Source organism: Saccharospirillum sp. HFRX-2, from assembly GCF_043196805.1.
In the GTDB taxonomy this organism is placed as follows: Bacteria; Pseudomonadota; Gammaproteobacteria; order Pseudomonadales; family Natronospirillaceae; genus Saccharospirillum.
Window position 1 is genome coordinate 144,829 of record NZ_JBEBMU010000006.1, and the last position, 20,001, is coordinate 164,829.

General features: G+C 55.6%; 22 protein-coding genes. 13 read left to right on the forward strand and 9 right to left on the reverse strand.

What is annotated here, in order from left to right; translation table 11 throughout:
* The first annotated feature begins 39 nt into the window (after window positions 1–39).
* On the forward strand, window positions 40–2,058 hold the full coding sequence (locus ABMA60_RS13500) for a methyl-accepting chemotaxis protein (protein ID WP_392803956.1): 2,019 nt from the start codon (window positions 40–42) through the stop codon (window positions 2,056–2,058).
* 86 nt (window positions 2,059–2,144) lie between these two features.
* Here the strand turns inward: ABMA60_RS13500 and ABMA60_RS13505 are convergent, their stop codons facing one another.
* Entirely contained in the window at window positions 2,145–2,918 is a 774-nt protein-coding gene (locus tag ABMA60_RS13505) for a ferredoxin--NADP reductase (RefSeq protein ID WP_392803958.1), read from the reverse strand.
* A 106-nt stretch (window positions 2,919–3,024) separates the two neighbouring features.
* Here ABMA60_RS13505 and ABMA60_RS13510 point away from each other — a divergent pair, with 106 nt between their 5' ends.
* The 3 genes from ABMA60_RS13510 to ABMA60_RS13520 all read left to right on the forward strand — a co-directional run bounded on the left by ABMA60_RS13510 (window position 3,025) and on the right by ABMA60_RS13520 (window position 5,155).
* Window positions 3,025–3,906 (forward strand): LysR substrate-binding domain-containing protein, encoded by an 882-nt coding sequence (locus ABMA60_RS13510; RefSeq protein ID WP_392803960.1) that lies wholly within the window; start codon window positions 3,025–3,027, stop codon window positions 3,904–3,906.
* 76 nt (window positions 3,907–3,982) lie between these two features.
* Window positions 3,983–4,522: a hypothetical protein gene (locus ABMA60_RS13515; RefSeq protein ID WP_392803962.1), complete on the forward strand. Its 540-nt coding sequence runs from the start codon at window positions 3,983–3,985 to the stop codon at window positions 4,520–4,522.
* A gap of 93 nt (window positions 4,523–4,615) precedes the next feature.
* Complete coding sequence (locus ABMA60_RS13520; protein ID WP_392803964.1) at window positions 4,616–5,155, forward strand: hypothetical protein; 540 nt, start codon at window positions 4,616–4,618, stop codon at window positions 5,153–5,155.
* Window positions 5,156–5,196: 41 nt separating this feature from the next.
* Here ABMA60_RS13520 and ABMA60_RS13525 read toward each other — a convergent pair whose 3' ends face one another.
* The 3 genes from ABMA60_RS13525 to ABMA60_RS13535 form a co-directional block, all read right to left on the reverse strand.
* Window positions 5,197–6,375 (reverse strand): thiolase family protein, encoded by a 1,179-nt coding sequence (locus tag ABMA60_RS13525; protein ID WP_392803966.1) that lies wholly within the window; start codon window positions 6,373–6,375, stop codon window positions 5,197–5,199.
* 121 nt (window positions 6,376–6,496) lie between these two features.
* Entirely contained in the window at window positions 6,497–7,258 is a 762-nt protein-coding gene (locus tag ABMA60_RS13530) for an SDR family oxidoreductase (RefSeq protein ID WP_392803968.1), read from the reverse strand.
* A gap of 27 nt (window positions 7,259–7,285) precedes the next feature.
* Window positions 7,286–8,368: an enoyl-CoA hydratase/isomerase family protein gene (locus ABMA60_RS13535; RefSeq protein WP_392803970.1), complete on the reverse strand. Its 1,083-nt coding sequence runs from the start codon at window positions 8,366–8,368 to the stop codon at window positions 7,286–7,288.
* Between the two features lie 193 nt (window positions 8,369–8,561).
* Between ABMA60_RS13535 and ABMA60_RS13540 the strand changes: the two genes are divergently transcribed.
* From ABMA60_RS13540 to ABMA60_RS13555, 4 genes are read left to right on the forward strand one after another with little or no spacing between them, the layout of a single operon-like run.
* Window positions 8,562–9,539, forward strand: a complete 978-nt coding sequence (locus ABMA60_RS13540) for an ABC transporter substrate-binding protein (RefSeq protein WP_392803972.1) — start codon at window positions 8,562–8,564, stop codon at window positions 9,537–9,539.
* 9 nt (window positions 9,540–9,548) lie between these two features.
* Window positions 9,549–10,472: an ABC transporter permease gene (locus tag ABMA60_RS13545; protein WP_392803974.1), complete on the forward strand. Its 924-nt coding sequence runs from the start codon at window positions 9,549–9,551 to the stop codon at window positions 10,470–10,472.
* The gene (locus ABMA60_RS13550; protein ID WP_392803976.1) at window positions 10,472–11,653 is read left to right on the forward strand and encodes a glycine betaine/L-proline ABC transporter ATP-binding protein; all 1,182 of its coding nucleotides are present in this window, start codon (window positions 10,472–10,474) and stop codon (window positions 11,651–11,653) included. The genes ABMA60_RS13545 and ABMA60_RS13550 overlap by 1 nt, the downstream gene beginning before the upstream one ends.
* Window positions 11,654–11,694: 41 nt before the next feature.
* Complete coding sequence (locus tag ABMA60_RS13555; protein WP_392803978.1) at window positions 11,695–12,042, forward strand: hypothetical protein; 348 nt, start codon at window positions 11,695–11,697, stop codon at window positions 12,040–12,042.
* Window positions 12,043–12,044: 2 nt separating this feature from the next.
* On the opposite strand, the gene ABMA60_RS13560 is transcribed toward ABMA60_RS13555, so the two are convergent.
* Window positions 12,045–12,374, reverse strand: coding sequence for a DHCW motif cupin fold protein (locus ABMA60_RS13560; protein WP_392803980.1), 330 nt, complete (start codon window positions 12,372–12,374; stop codon window positions 12,045–12,047).
* A gap of 222 nt (window positions 12,375–12,596) precedes the next feature.
* Between ABMA60_RS13560 and ABMA60_RS13565 the strand changes: the two genes are divergently transcribed.
* Both ABMA60_RS13565 and ABMA60_RS13570 read left to right on the forward strand, forming a co-directional pair.
* Entirely contained in the window at window positions 12,597–12,812 is a 216-nt protein-coding gene (locus ABMA60_RS13565) for a DUF4287 domain-containing protein (protein ID WP_392803982.1), read from the forward strand.
* 144 nt (window positions 12,813–12,956) lie between these two features.
* The gene (locus ABMA60_RS13570) at window positions 12,957–13,427 is read left to right on the forward strand and encodes a hypothetical protein (protein ID WP_392803984.1); all 471 of its coding nucleotides are present in this window, start codon (window positions 12,957–12,959) and stop codon (window positions 13,425–13,427) included.
* A gap of 53 nt (window positions 13,428–13,480) precedes the next feature.
* On the opposite strand, the gene ABMA60_RS13575 is transcribed toward ABMA60_RS13570, so the two are convergent.
* From ABMA60_RS13575 to ABMA60_RS13590, 4 genes are all read right to left on the reverse strand, one after another.
* Complete coding sequence (locus ABMA60_RS13575) at window positions 13,481–14,254, reverse strand: amino acid ABC transporter ATP-binding protein (RefSeq protein WP_392803987.1); 774 nt, start codon at window positions 14,252–14,254, stop codon at window positions 13,481–13,483.
* Window positions 14,247–14,912, reverse strand: coding sequence for an amino acid ABC transporter permease (locus ABMA60_RS13580; protein ID WP_392803990.1), 666 nt, complete (start codon window positions 14,910–14,912; stop codon window positions 14,247–14,249). The genes ABMA60_RS13575 and ABMA60_RS13580 overlap by 8 nt, the downstream gene beginning before the upstream one ends.
* Window positions 14,913–14,925: 13 nt before the next feature.
* Entirely contained in the window at window positions 14,926–15,567 is a 642-nt protein-coding gene (locus ABMA60_RS13585) for an amino acid ABC transporter permease (RefSeq protein WP_392803992.1), read from the reverse strand.
* Window positions 15,568–15,647: 80 nt separating this feature from the next.
* Complete coding sequence (locus tag ABMA60_RS13590; RefSeq protein ID WP_392803994.1) at window positions 15,648–16,514, reverse strand: transporter substrate-binding domain-containing protein; 867 nt, start codon at window positions 16,512–16,514, stop codon at window positions 15,648–15,650.
* Between the two features lie 283 nt (window positions 16,515–16,797).
* On the opposite strand from ABMA60_RS13590, the gene ABMA60_RS13595 reads away from it, so the two are divergent.
* The 3 genes from ABMA60_RS13595 to ABMA60_RS13605 all read left to right on the forward strand — a co-directional run bounded on the left by ABMA60_RS13595 (window position 16,798) and on the right by ABMA60_RS13605 (window position 19,990).
* On the forward strand, window positions 16,798–18,297 hold the full coding sequence (locus tag ABMA60_RS13595; RefSeq protein WP_392803996.1) for a PLP-dependent aminotransferase family protein: 1,500 nt from the start codon (window positions 16,798–16,800) through the stop codon (window positions 18,295–18,297).
* A 118-nt stretch (window positions 18,298–18,415) separates the two neighbouring features.
* On the forward strand, window positions 18,416–19,216 hold the full coding sequence (locus ABMA60_RS13600) for a sulfite exporter TauE/SafE family protein (protein WP_392803997.1): 801 nt from the start codon (window positions 18,416–18,418) through the stop codon (window positions 19,214–19,216).
* Between the two features lie 15 nt (window positions 19,217–19,231).
* Window positions 19,232–19,990 (forward strand): SDR family oxidoreductase, encoded by a 759-nt coding sequence (locus ABMA60_RS13605; RefSeq protein WP_392803999.1) that lies wholly within the window; start codon window positions 19,232–19,234, stop codon window positions 19,988–19,990.
* The last annotated feature ends 11 nt before the right edge of the window (window positions 19,991–20,001 follow it).

Consider the following 20,001-nt stretch of genomic DNA (forward strand, 5'->3'; position numbering starts at 1 on the left):
CCTGTTCACCGCTTTAGTTATCCAGTTAGGAGTTCCGCCATGAAGTTAACGGTGGTCATGAAAACGGCTCTGGGTTTTGCACTGATTCTGCTGCTGATGGTTGGCATTACAGTCTCGGCCCTGACCAACCAAGCCTCCGTTGGCGGTCTGTTCAAGACCACCACGTCCGAAGTGGTACCGCGCATGCAACAGGCCTATCGCCTGGTGATCGCACTGCAAAATGCCAATAAAGCCGTCTCCCAGCACGCCGCTGTTTCCAGCGATGAAGACCTGGAACGCTACGAAACCGATTTCACCGAGGCCGAAGCCGAAGTGAACCGGATCCGCACCGGCCTGGCCGACAGCTTGAGCGAGAACGACCCTCTGGTGGATCCGCTCGCTCAGGCCAACAGCACCATCAATGAAGCACTGCGCCTGGGCCAGCAACACCTGCAAACCCGCCGCACCGTACTCGACAGCCGACAGGCCTTTCTGCGCGAGTTTCAAACCCAGGGTTCGCGCTGGCTGACGTTCAGTGACGATATGAAAATTGTCGACCGGGTGCTGGAAGTGCTGGGCCAGCAGTCCACTGCCGAAGCCCGTCAGATTGGCGCCGACGCCAACTACGTACTCGACCGCATCGACCTGGTCCGTACCGGCATCAACGGTATCAACGGTCTGGCCACCGCCAGTCAGGTGCTGGCGGTGCAGGAAGATCTGGAGCGTGAACTGGAGCGTCTGGGTTCACGCATGGAACGCTTGGCGGACAGCAACGCCATCATCCACCGTTATCTGTCGACCTATGTCGAACTGCTGCAAACCGCGGTTTCGGGCGACACCGGCACCCTGACGCTTTATTTGTCCGCCTTGCGTGCTGAGGAACTGTCCAGCCGCGAGCTGGCGGTGCTGGCCGACACCGTTAACAGTGGAGTACGCAGCCTGGGACTGGTGACCTCGGCCTTAAGCGAGCAAAGCGAAACGCTGCGCCAGCAAGGCAACAGCGCCAACGAACGCGCCAGCCTGATTGTGCTGGGCGTGCTGGTGGTGTCGCTGGTCATTGCCGTAGCCATCATGATGTCGCTGATTCGCAGTATTCGCCGACCGCTGAAGACCATTACCGATTTACTCGGCGCGGTGTCCGAAGGCGATTTGTCGCAGCAGATGACGGTGCGTTCGGCCGACGAGTTCGGCCAGATCGGTCGTGGCATCAATGCCTTGATCGAACACACCCGCCTGATTGTCAGTGACATTAAGAACACCTCCAAAGAGATCGCCTCGGTCTCGCATCAGGTCTCAGAAACCACTCGCTCGAGCTCGCAAAAACTGCAGCAGCAAAAAGACCAGTCAGCGTCCATCGCCACGGCGGCGACCGAGCTGACCTCGTCCGCCAGCGACATTTCCGACCATTCCGACAACACCCTCGAGCGCGTCCAGGCGGTACACAATTCGGCCGCTCAAGGCCAGCGCAATATGGCGGCCAGCCAGCAGGAAATCACCCAGCTGGTTAACGACCTGACCGAAGCCAGCGAGGTGGTGAACAATCTGCAGGAAGAATCGAAGAGCATTGGCACCATCCTGGAAGTGATTCAGGACATCGCCGAGCAAACCAACCTGCTGGCGCTGAACGCCGCCATCGAAGCAGCCCGTGCCGGTGAGCAAGGCCGAGGTTTTGCTGTCGTTGCCGATGAAGTCCGTACCCTGGCGAGCCGTACGCAGAGCTCGACTGAAGAAATCTACGAGATGATTGAACGCCTGCAGACGCGCGCCAATTCAGCGGTCGAACTGATGACCCACAACCGCGAACGGGTCGACCAGGTGGTTAACCGCACCAGCGAAGCCGACCATTCGCTGCAGGACATTCTCACGGCGCTGAATGACATCACCGAGATGAGTCAGCACATTGCCGAGGGCACCAGCGCCCAGCGCGCCACCGCCGACGAAGTGGCGCGTTCGATCGAAGCCATTGCCGAACTGTCGGATGCGATTTACTCCAACGCCTCGCGTAACGGCGCGACTTTCGAACGGCTTAACAATTTGGTAGAGCAACAGAACAAGGCCGTCAGCCGGTTTCAGTACTGATCCAACTGACAGCGTCGACAAGCGATAAACAAAAAAAACCGGCGTAAGGACTTTTCCCTACGCCGGTTTTTCGTCAGCGGTCGAGGTTATTTTTCGACAAAGGCCCGCTCGATCACATACTCACCAATGTTACCGGCACGGGTTTCTTTAAAGCCCCAGCTGTCGAGAATATCAGTGGTGTCTTTAAGCATGGCCGGGCTGCCGCAGAGCATAAAGCGGTCGTCTTCCAGTGACGGCTTAGGCAAACCCAGATCGTCAAACAGCTTGCCGCTGGTCATCAAGTCGGTCAGGCGACCCTGGTTGCGGAATTCCTCGCGGGTGACGGTCGGGTAATACAGCAGTTTGCCGTCGATCATCTCACCGAAAAATTCGTTGTTCGGCAAGTCACTGATCATGTCCTGATACGCCAGTTCAGACACCTGGCGCACGCCGTGGGTCAGAATCACGCGGTCGAACTGCTCGTAGATTTCCGGGTCTTTAATGATGCTCAAGAACGGCGCCAAACCGGTGCCAGTAGACAGCAACCAGAGGTTTTTACCGGGCAGCAGATGATCGGTCACCAGGGTACCGGTCGGTTTACGACCGACATAGATTTCGTCTCCCGGTTTGATGTTTTGCAACTGAGACGTCAACGGACCGTCCGGTACCTTGATGCTGAAAAACTCCAGCTCTTCTTCATAGTTGGCACTGGCAATGGAATAGGCCCGCAGCAAAGGACGACCGCCGTCCTGCTCCAGCCCGATCATGGTGAAATAGCCGTTCTTAAAGCGGAAACCCGGATCCCGGCTGGTGGTAAAGCTGAACAGGGTGTCGTTCCAATGCCGAACACTGGTGACGGTTTCGATATTCAAATTCGACATAAGAACCTCTAAAAAATTAATAACGAGTTATATGAATGACACTATACGCAGCGCGAGCTTATCGGCAAAATGATTATTTCCGATATATTTAATTGGTTTTACCAATATGAAATTCACGCTGCGTCAACTCCAGGTCTTTCTGGCGACCGCACACTACGAAAACATCAGTCGCGCGGCGGCCAGCCTGCATATGTCCCAGTCCGCGGCATCCGGTGCGCTGCGCGAATTCGAAACGCTGTACGGCGTGCGCCTGTTCGAACGGGCCGGCAAGCGACTCAAGCTCAATGAAGTGGGTCGCCAGTTGTGGCCGCGGGTCGAAGCACTACTGGAACAGGCCGACCAACTGGAAGCCGACCTGACCGGTCATCACGACCTGGGGCGGCTTAAAGTGGGGGCAACCCTGACCATTGGCAACTACCTGGCGGTGCAATTAATGGCGCAATACAAGGCCACCCAACCCAATGCCCGCGTCACTCTGGAAGTAGCTAACACCCGCGCCATCGCCGACCGGGTGCTTACCTTCGATCTGGACCTGGGCATGATCGAAGGCGAGATCAACCATCCGGACCTGGAAGTAACCCCCTGGCGTTCTGATGAACTGGTGATCTTCTGCGCTCCGGATCATCCACTGGCTAACGCTGGCCCGTTAACCGACGACCAGCTGATAACCCAACCCTGGATCGTACGCGAACCGGGATCCGGCACCCGCCAAACCTTTGAGCGCGGTATGCATGGTTTATTAAGCAAGCTGGAAATCACCCTGGAACTGGAACATACCGAGGCGATAAAACGGGCTGTCGAGGCAGGTTTGGGCATGGCCTGCCTGTCGCGTGTGTGCCTTGAAGACGCTTTTAAACGCGGCACGCTGGTGCCTTTAGCTGTGCCCCAACGCGACTTCAAACGCGACTTTTATTTTGTATTGCATGCCCAGAAGTTCCGCAGTCCGGGCATTCAACATTGGCTGGAGCTTTGTAAAGACGCCTGCTAGGGTGGCCTGACGGGTGTTCAAAAAACACCCGCCTCGCAAGGTTGCGAGGTTTCCCAATCAGAACGAGGAAGCTGTTATGACGTACCTACGTTGGGGTCTGATCGCCGGGATGCTGTTGCTGACAGGCTGTACTTCCCTTCCCTCTCCAAACGAAACCGATGGCGGCATGCTGGCCTTCCCGATGGAAGTGCGCGGTGTCGGCACCTTTTACTATGTTTATGAATTTACCGTCTTCGAACACGATACCGATATCGAAGTTGATCGCATTCAACTGAGTCCGGCCAGCGGTATTCATGTCCGTACTTTCGGGCCATATGAGCCCGGCGCATATTATCTTGGTGTCCAAACCACCCGAGTGAAATCATCCCCTTCGATGAGTTTTCAATACAAACCCAACCCTCGTGAAATCTATATCCCCTTTGCCATTGAAGAAGATACCATCACCATTTTGAACACCAAGCTGGTGGTACATAAGCGACCCAGAAGTGGCGGCGGCTTTAGCACGAGCAATCGTCGTCGTGCTTTAACTGAGGACATTCAGGCTGAGGCAATGACCGAGCTCAGGGCGATGGATGAAGCCGGACTTTGGCAAATAAATCCCGCTATTCCTGAATAAAATTCCTGAACAGTTAACAGCCATGGCTCTGCAAGCGAACAGCGGTGAACAGAGCATCATCGTGCCCGCTGCTATCACTACAAGGACACGCCTATGAGACCTATACATACCCTGCTATTGGTAATAACGCTGACACTGTCGGCCTGTGCAACCCTGCCAGCGCCCAGTGACACAACCGGTGGCATGCTCGCCTTTCCGATGCAGGTTTCCAGCGAATCGGGTGGCCGGTTTTATTACACCTACGAATTTCAGGTATTTCGTACTGGAGAAGAAGGCGTTGTCGACCGAATCATTCTGGATCCAACCCTGAACAAAAGAGTCGCAACCTTCGGCCCCTACCCGGTTGGTGAGTATTACTTGGGCATTCAAACAACCTGGCCCAAACAATCACAAACACTTAGGTTTTCTTACAACCCAAAACCGAGGCGAGTCTTCTACGCTTTCACCATCGAAGAAGACACCATCACGGTATTAAACAATACCATGACGGTTCACAAGAATAGGGATCGCAGTACCAGCTCCCTGGTAATCCCCTCCACCAGAGAGACACAGGCAGACGCTGTGGCTCAGCTGCGCGCTGAAGATGGAGTTGGTTTATGGCAATTAAAAACGCTGTACCCGATTGAAGAATGAATTAAAAAAGGGCCTTCTGGCCCTTTTTTAACAACTCTGTTTTACACCCGTTCCAAACACACTGCCGTGCCTTCCCCGCCACCAATACACAACGCCGCCATACCCTTACGCTGATCCAGCCGGATCATGTTGTGCAGCAGAGTGACGATTATACGGGCACCGCTGCAACCCAGTGGATGACCGAGAGCCGTTGCGCCACCGCTGATGTTGGTGATGTCCGCGCTCAATCCCACTTCCTGCATACCGAGCATAGCGACCATGGCAAAAGCTTCGTTGATTTCTGCCAGTTCCACATCGGTATTGCGCCAGCCAGCTTTGGCCAGAGCAGACTTCATCGCACCGATGGGCGCGCAAGTGAAGCTGCTCGGCGCCTGGGCGTGGCTGGCATAACTACGCACCACTGCCAGGGGCGCCAGGCCCAAGGCGTCAGCACGAGCACGTGTCATCAACGTCAGGGCGGCTGCACCATCGCTGATCGAGCTGGCATTGGCAGCGGTGATGGTGCCGTCTTTGGCGAAGGCGGGCTTCAACTGGGGAATTTTGTCGGGCCGCGCCTGGCCGGGCTGTTCATCCTCAGTCACCCGGGTTTCACCGCGCCGATCAGTGACGGTGATGGGCACAATTTCGTCATCAAAATACCCCTGAGCGATGGCATTTTGCGCTCGGCTCAGGCTGCGTAAGGTGTAGTCATCCATAGCGGCACGAGTCAGGCGGTATTCGTCGGCCGTGGCCTGAGCGTGTACGCCCATGGCACGGCCATCGTAGGCGTCTTCGAGACCATCAAGAAACATATGGTCGTATACCTGCTGGTGGCCCATGCGATAACCCGATCGCGCTTTGGGCATCAGGTAAGGCGCTCCAGACATCGATTCCATACCACCGGCGATGGCAATGTCGATGTCGCCGGCGCGCATCTGGTCGGCCGCCAGCATCAGCGCTTTCATGCCCGAACCACACACCTTGTTGACCGTGGTGGTCGGTACCGATTCCGGCAAACCGCCGCTCAAGGCCGCCTGACGTGCCGGAGCCTGTCCCAGGCCGGCCGGTAATACGCAGCCCATCAGCACATCACGCACCGAGTCAGGCGCCAGGCCGATCTGCGCCAGGTTGGCCGCAATAACAGCGCCGCCCAGGTCGGTTGCCGCAAGGCTCGACAAGGCGCCCTGAAATCCACCCAGCGGCGTACGTTTGGCGGCAACGATGACAATTTCGTGGGTCATTAAGGGAACCTCTTTGGTAGTTGGGGAGACGCTTAACGGGAGACGCTAGACGCTAGACGCTATGCACTCAACACCTAACCAGCGTCTCCCGTCTCCCGTCCAGCGTCCTGCGCGAAGCAACTCAAATGCGCATCGCGCCATCGACTTCCAGAATCCGGCCCGAATAATAGTCGTTGCTGAGGATAAATTTTACCGCCTCGGCAATATCTTGCGGTTGGCCCATGCGTTTCAGCGGCACGGCTTGCAACGATCGTTCGATGGCTTCGGGTTTCATGCTGGCGGTCATTTCGGTTTCGATAAAGCCCGGCGCGACACCAGCGACGCGAATGCCATAACGCGCCAACTCTTTAGCCCAGGTGACGGTCATGGCCGCCACACCAGCCTTAGCTGCGCTGTAGTTGGATTGGCCCAGATTGCCCGCTTTGGAAATAGAGCTGATGTTAACGATCACCCCGGGCGTTTGCTCGGCAACCATCCAGGCGGCAGCTTCGCGACCGCAAAGAAACACCCCGGTTAAATTGACATCAATCACCGCCTGCCACTGCGTCAGGCTCAGCGTTAGCAATTCACCGCCTTTTTGTTTAACCAGCAGACCATCGCGCAAGATGCCAGCATTATTAATCAGCGCATCCAGGTGTCCATGCTCGGCCTTCAAGCGGTTAAACAAGTTCAAAACCGAGGCTTCATCGGCGACATTGGCGGTGTAGCCCTGGCAACTCAAACCTTCGCACTGCAACGCAGCTACCGCAGCGTCAACCGCCTCCTTATCGATATCCACCAGTGATATCACTGCGCCTGATTGCGCCAATAAGCGCGCCATGGCAAACCCTAAACCACGAGCGGCACCGGTGATCAAAATGTGTTGCTGGGCGATGTCCTGCATCGGGCGTCCTCTTTTTCTGTCCGGCTGTTAAGTATTGCTGGCCGGATAAGTGGTCTCGGTAGTGAAGGGCAGCGGCTGATAAAAACGTTCAATCAAACTAAAGGGAACCGAGGTAACGCTCGGGTACAGCCAGGCCGGTTGTTTGTCCTTATCGATCAGCAACGCGCGTACGCCTTCCAAAAATTCGCGTTCGCTGCAGGCGTTAGAACCAACCGTCAAGTCCATTTCCAGAGCCTCCACCCGACTGGCCTGACGCAACCGCTTAAAGTGATACCAACAATGGGCAATGCTCAACGCCGAGGCGGTACGCCATTGGTCGGCGGCGGCTTGAAAGGGCGCAAAGTCGCTGCTGCGCACAGCGTGCATCCAATCACTTAACAACGGCTCGCCGAGCGACGCCAAAGCCTGCTGCCAGGCCTGACGATGCGCCTGAATCTCGCTGTTTGGTTTAGCCAATTCCTGCTGTTCGGGCAATTCACCGCCAGCCAGCTCAGCCTGCAATGCAGCCACCTCTTGGTCATCCACCTCGGCATGGGCATATTCCAGCGCCAACACATCCAGCATCGACAGATGAATGCCGGAAATGCCGATCAAAGTACCGGCACGCCAGTCTGGCTTTTGCAGAAAATGGCCGGCACCGACATCGGGAAACAGGCCAATCTGCAACTCCGGCATGGCAAAGCGACTGCTGCGATCAACCAGGCGCAGATCGGCACCGGCAAACAATCCCCAGCCACCGCCCATGACCAAGCCACGGCCAAAAGCAACAATCGGCTTGGGACTGTGCTCAATCATGGCATCGAGCTGATATTCAGCGGCGAAATAACGATGACCGATACGGCGCTGCTCATCAGCCGGCTGGCCGGCAAGCTCGATCGCCAGCGTTTTCACATCGCCGCCGGCGCAAAAGGCTTTCTCAGTACTGCTTTCCAGCCAGATGCTGCGTACCGAGTCGTCATCAAACGCCTGTTGTAAGGCCAGCGTTAAGGCTTCAATCAGTTCAAGGTTCAGCGCATTCAGCGCCTTGGGTCGGTTCAGCCGGATCAGCTGTAAGGCCTGGCGGCGCTCAAGCTGTACCAGCGCATTATCGTTATTAGAGTCTGCGGTCATCGGAACTTTCCTGCATCGAGACGGTCGACATCCTGCCTTGCCCCTGTCACGCGCACAAGACTGCTGAGCCGGGTTGGCAATTCAAAAACCACTGCGTAATACTGTGACGCCATGGAACCCAAAACTGATCTGTGCCGTGACTTCCAGGGTTTCAACACCCCCTAACACACCGCCGACGATAAAGGACGCTCCCATGAAAAAGACGACTTTGCTGGGGCTGGTTTTACTGCTGGTCGGTCTTCCGACCTTTGCTTGTGAACTCGATCGCCCGGTCCGTTTTTCGGGCATGAGCTGGATGTCGAACCTGATGATGGTGGAAATTGAACGCACCATCGTCGAAGCAGGTTACGGCTGCGAAACCCAGGTAGAAGCCGGCGATACCGTGCCGATGATTGCCGCCCTGGTGCGTGGTGATGTCGATATCTATAACGAAACCTGGATCGACTCTGCCCCCGAAGACTGGGTAACCGCCAACGAAGCAGGCATCGTTGAATCGCTCGGCAGCACCTACTCCGGCGGCATAGAAGGCTGGTGGATTCCGGCTTACGTTGCTGAACAGAACCCGGGGCTGGTCTCGGTCTACGACCTGCCCGACTACGCCGATCTGTTCGAAGACCCGGAAGAGCCCGGTAAAGGCCGCATCTACAACTGCCCGGAAGGCTGGGTCTGCGGTGCGGTTAACAACAATTTGCTGGAAGCCTTTGAACTGACGGATGACTACGTCATGTTTTCCCCCGGCAGTGGCGCCGCTCTGGATGCGGCTATTGCATCCAACTATCGTCGCCAGCGTCCCTTTGTAACTTACTACTGGTCACCCACAGCGGTGCTGGGCAAGTTCGATATGGTGCAGCTGGAGATGCCGGATTATCAGGCCGAGGGCTTCCGCTGCAATATGGACCCCGAATGCGCCGATCCTGTTGCCAGCGCTTACCCGACAGCGCGCATCCACAAAAGCATCAATACCGAATTCGGCAAGGCCGCACCTCAGCTGAAAGCCTTCTTCGAAGCGGTCAACATCCCGACCGAAGAAGTCAACAAGCTGCTCGGCTGGGCCGATGAAAACGGTGCTGAACCCGATCAGGTCGCCGACTACTTCTTCGAAAATTACGAAGACGTCTGGACCGGTTGGGTGTCTGACGACATTGCCGACAAGGTTCGCGCCAGCCTCTAAGCTTTTTAAATGACGGCATCCGTCCGGGTGCCGTCCGATCCGCTCCAGCAAGAGGACTCACTCTTGGCTTTCCCGGAAATTCTCGACGCTCGCGCCCTGCGCCAGAGCATCGACGCCTTCGTCGATTCCCTGGTCATCAACTACGCCGACGACCTGGAGCGCATCAGCATGCCGCTGCTGAAATTCCTGGTCTTTGTCGAACAATTACTGCGCGACACCCCTTGGTGGCTGGTCATCGCCATCATCGCGGCTGTCAGCTGGTACGGCAGTCGTCGCTGGACACTGACCGCTGGCGTAACCGTGCTGCTGTTGTTTATTGGCGCCATCGGCCAATGGGACAGAGGCATGCAGACGCTGGCCTTGATGATCGTCTCGCTGGTGATGTGTGTGCTGATCGGCATTCCCACCGGTATTTTGATGTCGGTGTCTGAACGCTTTCGCAAAATCATGCTGCCGATTCTCGACATCATGCAGACCATGCCGACCTTCGTGTATTTGATTCCGGTGGTCATGCTGTTTGGTCTGGGCAAGGTACCAGCGCTGATCGCCACCATCGTTTATGCGGTACCACCTCTGATCCGCCTGACCGACCTTGGCATCCGTCTGGTCGACCATTCAGTGATGGAAGCCGCCACGGCTTTTGGCGCCACCAAACGCCAAAAACTGCTCGGCGTACAATTGCCGCTGGCGTTGCCCAACATCCTGGCCGGCATCAACCAGACCACCATGATGGCGCTGGCGATGGTGGTCGTCGCCTCCATGATCGGCGCGCGCGGTTTGGGTCAAGAGGTGCTCGCAGGCATCAATCGTTTGGAAGTGGGACGCGGCTTATTAGCCGGTCTGGCCATTGTCGCCCTCGCGGTTATTTTTGATCGCGTCACCCAAAGCTATGGCAAACGTTTGCAGTACCCAGCAGTAAAGGACGGTGACTGATGGCAAAAATAGAAGTCGAAGGCATCTATAAAATCTTTGGCCCCAAAGCCAGCAGCCATCTGGCTTCTGTTAAAGCCGGCATGAGCAAGGAACAGCTCTTGGAAGACACCGGCCATACGCTCGGATTGAACGACATTAATCTGAGCATTGAAGATGGCGAGTTGTTCGTCATTATGGGACTGTCCGGCAGCGGCAAATCAACGCTGATTCGTCACTTCAACCGCCTGATTGACCCGACCGCCGGCAACATCCGCGTCGACGGCGAAGAAATGATCGCGCTGAAACAGGCGGACCTGATTGAACGCCGTCGCAACAAAATGTCGATGGTGTTCCAGCGTTTTGCCCTCTTCCCGCACAAAACCGTTTTGGACAACGTGGGTTATGGCTTGCATATCCAGGGCGTCGCCAAAAATGAAGCCCGCAAGAAAGCACAATACTGGCTGGAACAGGTCGGCCTGAAAGGGGTCGGCGACCAATATCCGCATCAACTCTCCGGCGGTATGCAACAACGTGTTGGCCTGGCGCGCGCCCTGGCGACAGACCCCGATATTCTGTTAATGGACGAAGCCTTCTCCGCGCTCGATCCATTAATCCGCAAAGAAATGCAGGACCTGCTGATGCAACTGCAACAGCGGCTGCACAAAACCATCGTCTTTATTACTCACGATCTCGACGAAGCGCTGCGCCTGGGCAACCGCATCGCCATCCTCAAAGACGGCGCGCTGGTGCAGCAAGGCGACCCGCAAGACATCCTGCTCAACCCCAGCACCGACTACGTTGCCGCCTTCGTGCGCGACGTCAACCGAGGCAAAGTACTGACCGCTCACCATGTGATGGCCATGCCGCAAGCCACCCTCACCACCCGCACCAGCGTCGAAAAAGCGCGCCAGTGGATGATTGACCAAGGCTTCGATTACGCCACCGTTTTGGAGGGCAAATCCTTGGTCGGCATCGTTACTCTGAACGACCTGCAAAACGCCGACGGTGAAATTGGCGCTCTGGTCACAGACGTTGTCTGCGTGCCGGAATCGGCCGATCTGGAAAGTCTCTTGCCGCAGATGATACGCGCTAACGTACCCATGGCTGTGACCTCGGATGCCGGTGAATTTAAAGGTTGGGTATCGAGAGATAGAGTGGTGGACCTGGTCAGTACCGAGCCACAAAGCAAAGCGGTGGAATGATGTCTTAGCCTGAAAGGCGCAACACTCTAAGGATGATTGTTATGACCACAAAAGCCGAAGCACTCAGCATCGCTGAACACTATCTCAAGGAAATGTTAGCGGCCGACGACAACGCCGATTTTGAGTTATTTACCCAGCGCTACGAAGACAAATACCTGCAAGGCTTCACCCCAGAAGTATTTAATAACGACATTCAACAGATGCAGCAAAGAAATGGCCGCAACCAGGGCTACGAATTTCTCAGTGAGTTGCGCAATGAACGCATCGACGATCTGGATATCTATCGCACCGCCTGGAAAGGCATTTATGAAAAGCGCGATGCCCTGGTAGAAATAGGCGTCTACCAAAAAGACGGTCACTGGTATGTTATCCGTTCGGCCGTCTTTTAAAATCAATCAACAACAAACAACTTAGCACCCACCTCGGTAAAAGACCGATGCGCTTCAGCCTGGTCGGCCACCTGATAACTGACCCCAGGCGTCAATACAAAGGTGCGACCGTCCTCCAGCTCGGTATGCAGCTCCCCTTCCAGACACAGCAGAATATGGCCTTTGCTGCACCAATGGTCGGCCAGGTAGCCAGCGCTGTATTCGACCATGCGGACCCGGATATCACCGAAGGTCTGCGTCTGCCAAATCGCCAGCCCCTGTTCACCAGGATGGGTGGTTTTTTCGATTTGCGCCCAATCGGTGAGCCCGAAGGGAATGGCTGACATCTTCATAGCGTGGTGTCCTTAGTGTCCGCGACAGAGCGGTTATCTAGCATACAACCCGCTCCTGCAAAAACGCACCTAGCACGTTATGATTTAAACCTAAGCACAGGAAAAAAACGCTGATTGTGCGGTTCGGCTGTCGAAAGACCGTCGCCCGGAGCGACCAGAACCATGACAACGCCGACCGGCTGCATCCAGCAGCTACCGATAAACTCAATAAGGAAATGAACCATGGCAACGAACGACAAACCCAAAGGCCCCGCTTCATACTTCCCGTCCATAGAGAAGACTTACGGAAAACCTATTGATCACTGGCTCAAATTGCTGGATAGCGTCCAGGATCGAAAACATATGGAACAGGTAGCATTTTTAAAGACGGAACATCAGCTGGGGCACGGCCACGCCAATGCGCTGGTGGCGTATCATAAAGCTCAAAAAAGCGACTGAAATTAACACAATCCGCTTTCTATTCGGCTGAGACAAAGGTTCTTTTTGGGCTTTATAGACTTATTGGCTAATATAACAATGAGCATTGCTCCTTAAAGCCCTAACCGCCACTTATTAAACCAAACCTCTATCAAGGAAGTCATGATGTATAACCGCTTATTCAGCATGAAAGCCGCAGTTACTGTTTTAGCGACGATAGCTTTGGCCGGTTGCGCAACATACCCAAACTATACTGTGCCTGCCGATGTAGAAACCACCGATATTACGTTTATTGATAGCCTCTCTGACTCTAGAAATCAGGGCTGGATGTCATACCAGGTTTCCGTTGGCGACGAACGCTATCATGAAATCAATGATTTCGAAGATGAAGAGAGCGCCAAGAATATACGCGTCTATGAAAACCAGGTTCCATTAAATACCAATGTTCGAATTCGCGCCGAATACCATATTGCCAACTGGCGCTGTAGTGTTTCGACTTTAATGAACTTCTCAGAACCCATGGACTACCACGTATACAGCAACGGTGAATATGCTGGAAGCTGCCGAATCGGTGTATTCCGTCAAGTTGATGGTGAGTGGGTATTGGTCCCCAGTGTGGACGCTGAATCCGAATAATAAGAAAACGTCGGACAGTCTTAAGACTGTCCGGCACTCTTCAATCGAGTTACTCAAGACACTCTAGCTTTCTCATCCAACTCCAAAAACTGCCGCACCCGTTCCGTTTTCGGATTAACAAAAAACTCTTCCGGCGATGACTTCTCGATGATCTTGCCCTTTTCCAAAAACACCACCTGATCGGACACGTTACGGGCAAATTCCATTTCGTGGGTGACGATGATCATGGTATAGCCTTCCTGCGACAGATCGCGGATCACCGCCAAGACTTCGCCCACCAATTCCGGATCGAGCGCTGAGGTCGGTTCATCGAACAGCATCACGCGCGGCTGCATGGCGAGCGCCCGAGCGATGGCGACGCGCTGCTTTTGGCCACCGGATAAGGTGTAGGGATAGTTGCTGCGCTTTTCCGCCATACCGACCTTGGTGAGCAGTTCATCGGCCAGTGTTTCAGCCTCGGCTTTCTTCATGCCTTTCACATGAATCAGTGCTTCGGTGACGTTATGCAACACGTTCAGGTGCGGCCAGAGGTTAAAACTTTGAAACACCATGCCCAGTTGTGAGCGCACCTTCGCCAGGTCGCGATTGTTCATCGCTTTGCCATCGGCTTTAACGCCAATGCGTTCACCGGCGATGCGAATTTCGCCGCCATCGGGTTGTTCCAGCCAGTTCACGCAACGCAATAAGGTCGACTTACCCGAGCCCGAAGAACCCAGAATACTGACCACTTCACCGCGTTGAACGTCAAGGCTGACATCGCGCAGCACTTCCACACCGTCAAACTGTTTGGACAGTTTTTGGATACTGACTTCGGCTAATTCAGGCATTCTTGAAACCTCGCTTGGCGCCACTGCGTCCCATCCAATTGACGGCCTGCTCCAGGGCGATGCTGATAATCCAGTAGAAACCGATGACCACGATAAAAGCCTGCATCGGAATAAAGTAGGTGCCAGACAAACCGTTGGCAGCGGCGGTCAACTCACGCACGGTGATGATGACCAGAAAGGCGGTGTCTTTAAGCAGGATGATCAACTGATTGCCCATCACCCCGCGCGACTTCAACACCAGTTGCGGCAGGATCAAGCGCAGAAACATCTTCGGCATGGAAAAGCCTTGGGCAACGGCGGCTTCGACCTGTCCCGGAGGCAAGGTCACTCGGGCACCGCGCATGATTTCTGCGAAGTAAGCGCCGTGGTACAACACCAGCGCACTGACGCCGGCCTCCCAGGAGCTGAGCCGAATGCCCAGCGACGGCAAGCCGTAATAAAACAAATAAGCCAACACCAAAAACGGCAACAGCCGCATGGCGTCGATAAAAATTCGCAACGCAATTCGTAGTGGTGCCTTGGCGCCTTCCAAGCCAAACACGATCACACAACCGAGCAAAAAGCCAAGCACAGTGCCCAGACCAAATAACTGCAAGGTGTTGAAAAAACCATCGACGAAGACGCCGCGTTCGGCCCAGAGAATCTGCCAATCTGTCATCGCTGCCTCTCCTTCACATGGCCAACCGGTTGGCTTTGCGTTCAGCCACCCGCTGGAACCAGACCAGCGCGGCGATGATCAACATATAGAGCAGCCCCGCAGCGAGGATGGGTGGCAAGGGTTCGTAGGTCACCGCAGAAATTCGATTGGTCACCCGGGTTAAATCGACGACACCAATGACGGCAATGGCCGGGCTGCCTTTGATCAGAAAAGACATTTCATTCACCAGGCTGGGCAGGCTGGTGATCACAATCTGCGGCAACATGATGCGGCGAAAGTAGACGCCCGGCGTCATACCGACAGCCAGAGCAGCCTCGCGTTGATCGTTGGAAAAATTATTAAAAGCGGAGCGCCAGATTTCAGCATTAAAGGCGGTGGTGTTAAGCGTTAATGCCAGGATGCCAGCAATGGATCTATCCATGCTGATGCCCAGGGTCGGTGCCGTTAAAAAGATAAATAACACCAGGGTCACCAGCGGCGTGGCGCGGGCAATGCTGATATAGACACCCAGCACTTGATGCACAAAGGGAATTTTTGCCGACCGTATCAGCGCAATGATTAAGCCCAGGGTCACCCCCAGAGCGATGGACACACCGGAGATCCAAAGCGTCACCCAGGCGCCGTTGAGCAGCATACTCCAAGCCGTGGAATCCATGGTTTTCCTCTTACGCAGGCCGGGTTAAAAAATGCGGGCGTCCCGGCCCGCGGTGTCTTCCCTGGACATCGGGCAAGGTCTTACATACCCGCCAGTTCGTGGAATTCTTCCACCGTAGTAATAGGTACTTCGGGCAGATCCGGGAAAGACTCACCGAACCACTCTTCCTGCAATTCAGCCAAACGGCCGCTGGCTTTCATCTCGTTCATAAAATCCGTCAAGAAGGCCAGCAGTTCTGGGCTGTTCTTCGGTACCGGCCAGCCAACAAAACCCGGACCCGAAACGGCCTGACCCGCAGCAAAGATGTCACCACGCTCGGAGATCAGATCGTTAACCGGGACGGCGGAATTGATCACGTAGTCGAGACGGCCATTGGCGAGGTCCGCATAAATTTCAGGGTATGCTTCGTACTGCACTACTTCACCCAGTTTGCCGCCGCTTTCTTCCAACATGGCTTCCAGCTCCGGCAAGCGCGACAGCAATACAGAACCCGCCTGCACACCGACAGTCATGCCATCGAGATCGGCAACGCTGTTGATACGATCGTCATCGGCACGCTTGATGTAGAAGTGCTGAGCAGACGCAAAAGGTGGGGCGTAGTTGAACACCCGCATGCGCTCATCAGAGATGGATGCACCGGTGATGGCAGCATCGTACTGGCCGTTGGAAACCGCCGCCAGCAGGCCGGTCCAGGGCAGAATTTCCTGACGGATTTCGAAGTCGTCGGAATAGGCTTCCAACTCTTCGATCATGTATTTCATAAAACCATCGGGTTCGCTGCCATTCATAAAGTTGAAGGGTGCGTAGTTGTCTTCAGTGGCAACGACCATGTAGCCGCGCTCTTTAATCTCATCGAGATCGGCGGCGTGAACCGCAGCGATCAAACCGAGACCGGCGATCAGGGAACAGGCGCCGCGGCCAATAGCCGACGTCAAAATATGCTTCATAGGGTTTCTCCAGACTCTCGTTTGCATGCACGTTTTCGCTTGCATTTTTTTCGAAGGTGGCGCGTATCGATGTCGTTTTTTCGCTCATAAACCACTGTTGAACAGCAGCTCTTTGGCACCCTAGGGCGTTTTCTAATGCCTGCTTAGAGCCAGATGAGCCCCCACCTTGTGACAGACCCCGTGGCATGTTTTGTGCTGAATTCAGCTTTTGCGCGCTCGTCTCGCTGTGCCTTGGCCTCGCGCAGACCAGCGTTCAAACACTAGAGCAAAGAGGATGCCGACCATGACAACACTCAGCCTGGCATTGCACGATCGTTGCGAAGGCGGCTTACAAGAACGCCTGCGTGAAGGTCTGCTCGAGGCCATTCGTGTTGGCAGCCTGCCGGCCGATTCGGCGCTGCCCAGCTGCCGCAAACTGTCTGAACAGCTGGGTATTTCCAGAAATACCGTGGCCATCGTTTATGAAAAACTGGTCGACGATGGTTATCTGATCAGCCGACCACGCAGCGGTTATTTCCTGCACAGCGATTACCATCAAGGCGATACGGTAACGACTCAGCCGGTTTCAAAACTGGCACTGAAACAGACAGCGACATCGGCACCAAGATCAAAGGACGCACCATCCTGGAGCAAACGACTGGCGCGGCATCCCGGCCAGTTTCAGGGCATTCTTAAGCCGAGCAACTGGACCGACTACCCCTACCCCTTTATTTATGGTCAGCCGGGTACCGAGGATTTTCCGCTCAATGCCTGGCGCGACATTACCCGGCGCCGACTGGCCGGTGATCGTGACCGCAACTGGCTGCGTGATCGCATCGATCAAGACGACCCTTTATTAGTCGAGCAGGTGCGCAAACGCTTATTGCCACGCCGTGGCATCCTGGCGCGGCCGGATGAGGTGCTGATCACTCTGGGTTCGCAAAACGCCCTCTATTTGCTGGCGCAACTGCTGATCAACGATGGCACCCGTATCGGTCTGGAAGATCCCGGCTATCGCGAAGCCGTGAATGTATTCCGCTTTTTTGGCAGCACCCTGGAGCGTCACCAGGTCGATGATCAGGGCATTCAACTCAACGACCGCTCTGCCCAGTGCGATTATTTTTATGTGATGCCCAGCCATCAGGTGCCGACCGGCATTCCGATGAGCCGAGCGCGGCGTGACGCTCTGCTGGCGCAGGTGGTTCGGGATGATCAAATCATTATTGAAGACGATTACGACGCCGAACTGCACAACGACAGCCAGGCATTGCCAGCGCTGAAAGCCAGCCAGGTGGGGAACCGGGTGATCTATCTGGGCAGTTTTTCCAAGGTGCTGTCGCCGGGTTTGCGCATGGGCTACATCGTCGCCGACAGCGAATTGATCGACGAACTGCGCGCCTTGCGTCGACTGATGTACCGCCACCCGCCGGCCAACCTGCAACACCAGATGGCGCAGTTTATTGCTCAGGGTTACTACGAAACCCATTTGCGCAGCCATGTGCAGGACACCGATGCCCGGCGCGAGACATTGCGCGCCGCCATCGAACGCTTATTACCCCAGGCGCATTGCACCAGCTCGGCTCGTGCCAGCGCTTTCTGGCTGGAACTGCCCCGCGGCACCGACACTCAGCAGTTGGCCTGGCGCGCGGCGCAACAGGGCGTATTGATCGAGCCGGGGTTCCAGCACTTTAATGACCCGGTACCGCCACGCCATTTTATGCGTCTGGGGTTTAACGCCATTGGACGGCAGAAAATACTTCCGGGTATCGAGCAACTTGCCTCTGTCATGCGGCACCTTGGTTAATCCACGACCGTTAATTCACAATCAGGGATGTCACATCCAGACACCCAATCTGGCCCTAAAAGTTCATACCCCGGTGGTTCTATAGTCGCTGCACGATTCGATTGTGGAGCACCACCCCATGCCCTTCTCTTCTGCCTGGCTGATCAGCGGCGGCGTCGCTTTGGCGGCCGGCACGCTGCGCGGCTACACCGGCTTCGGCTTCGCCATGACCATGGCGTTGGGGCTGTTGTGGTTGCTGCCGCCGGTCGAGGTGGTGACCACTGTCTTGCTGCTCGATCTGCTCGGTGCTCTGGGCTTAGTCAGACACGCCTGGCACAAGGCGGACGGCGCGGTGTTAAAACGACTGCTGCCAACCATGTTCTTAGCTTCTATCGCCGGCGTAGCGCTGATGGGCGTCTTGCCCAGCAGCGCAGCCAGATTGGTCGTTGCCAGCCTGTGTTTGGTTGGCGCCCTGGCAACACTGGTGCAACCGCATCGTGGCAATGAACTCGCCACGCACTTAGACCGTCGCCGGGATTTGCGATTGGCGTTGCCCGCCGGTGGCGCTTCTGGCCTGGCGATGAGCCTGTCGTCAGCGGGTGGACCGCCGCTGATGATCTATCTGATGCACAGCCGGTTAGACCCACAGACCGCCCGCGCCACCGCCATCGTCTTTTTTATCAGCGCCAGTTCGACCGCCTTGTTGGGTTATTTGAGTGTGGGTTTGATCAGCACTGCAACCGCCTGGCTGGCGTTAACGCTCTGCCCTTTAGCCTGGCTGGGTGCGGCTCTGGGGCATTGGTTATTCGACCGTTTTCCGCCCCTGTCATACCGCACTCTGGTCGCCCCGGCGTTGATTTTAATGGCGGGTTGGCTGTTTTTCCGCGAAGTCAGGACGCTGTTTTTTGGTAGCCTAAGCAGCCCTTCCGTTGGATTTTGATTTGAGGAGTTTGCAATGCCCATCGCTTTTATTACCGGTGCCACCTCAGGTTTTGGCCGCGCCACGGCCCAGCGTTTTGCCCAGGCCGGCTGGTCGTTGGTATTGACCGGTCGTCGCCAACAGCGTCTGGATGAATTGAAAGCCGAACTGTCGTCACAGTGCCCGGTGCTGACTTTAGCGCTCGATGTTACCGACGCCGAAGCGGTCAAAAATGTCGTCGCCACTTTGCCCGAGGAATTCAAAGCCATTTCGGTGCTGGTCAATAACGCCGGCCTCGCCTTAGGTACCGACCCTGCTCAAGACAGCGATCCCGAACAATGGCAACAGATGATCGACACCAACATCAGCGGCCTGGCGCGCATGACACACGCTTTATTGCCCACGCTGATCGATCAGGGTAACGGCGCCAGCATCATTAACATCGGTTCCATTGCCGGTCACTGGCCTTATCCCGGCGGCAATGTTTACTGCGGTACCAAAGCCTTCGTTGAACAGTTTTCCTATGCGCTGCGTTGTGATTTAAGCGGCACCGGTGTGCGCGTGACTAATCTGGCACCGGGCATGGCCGAAAGCGAGTTCACTCTGGTGCGTACCGGCGGCAATCAGCAAGCCCACGATAAGTTGTACCAGGGCGCCGATCCGATTCAGCCGGACGATATTGCCGACACCATTTTCTGGATCGCCAATCTGCCAGCGCATCTGAACATCAACCAGTTGGAGATCATGCCGGTATCTCAGGCCTGGTCGCCCTTCTCGGTGCATCGCAACAACTGAAACCCTCACCC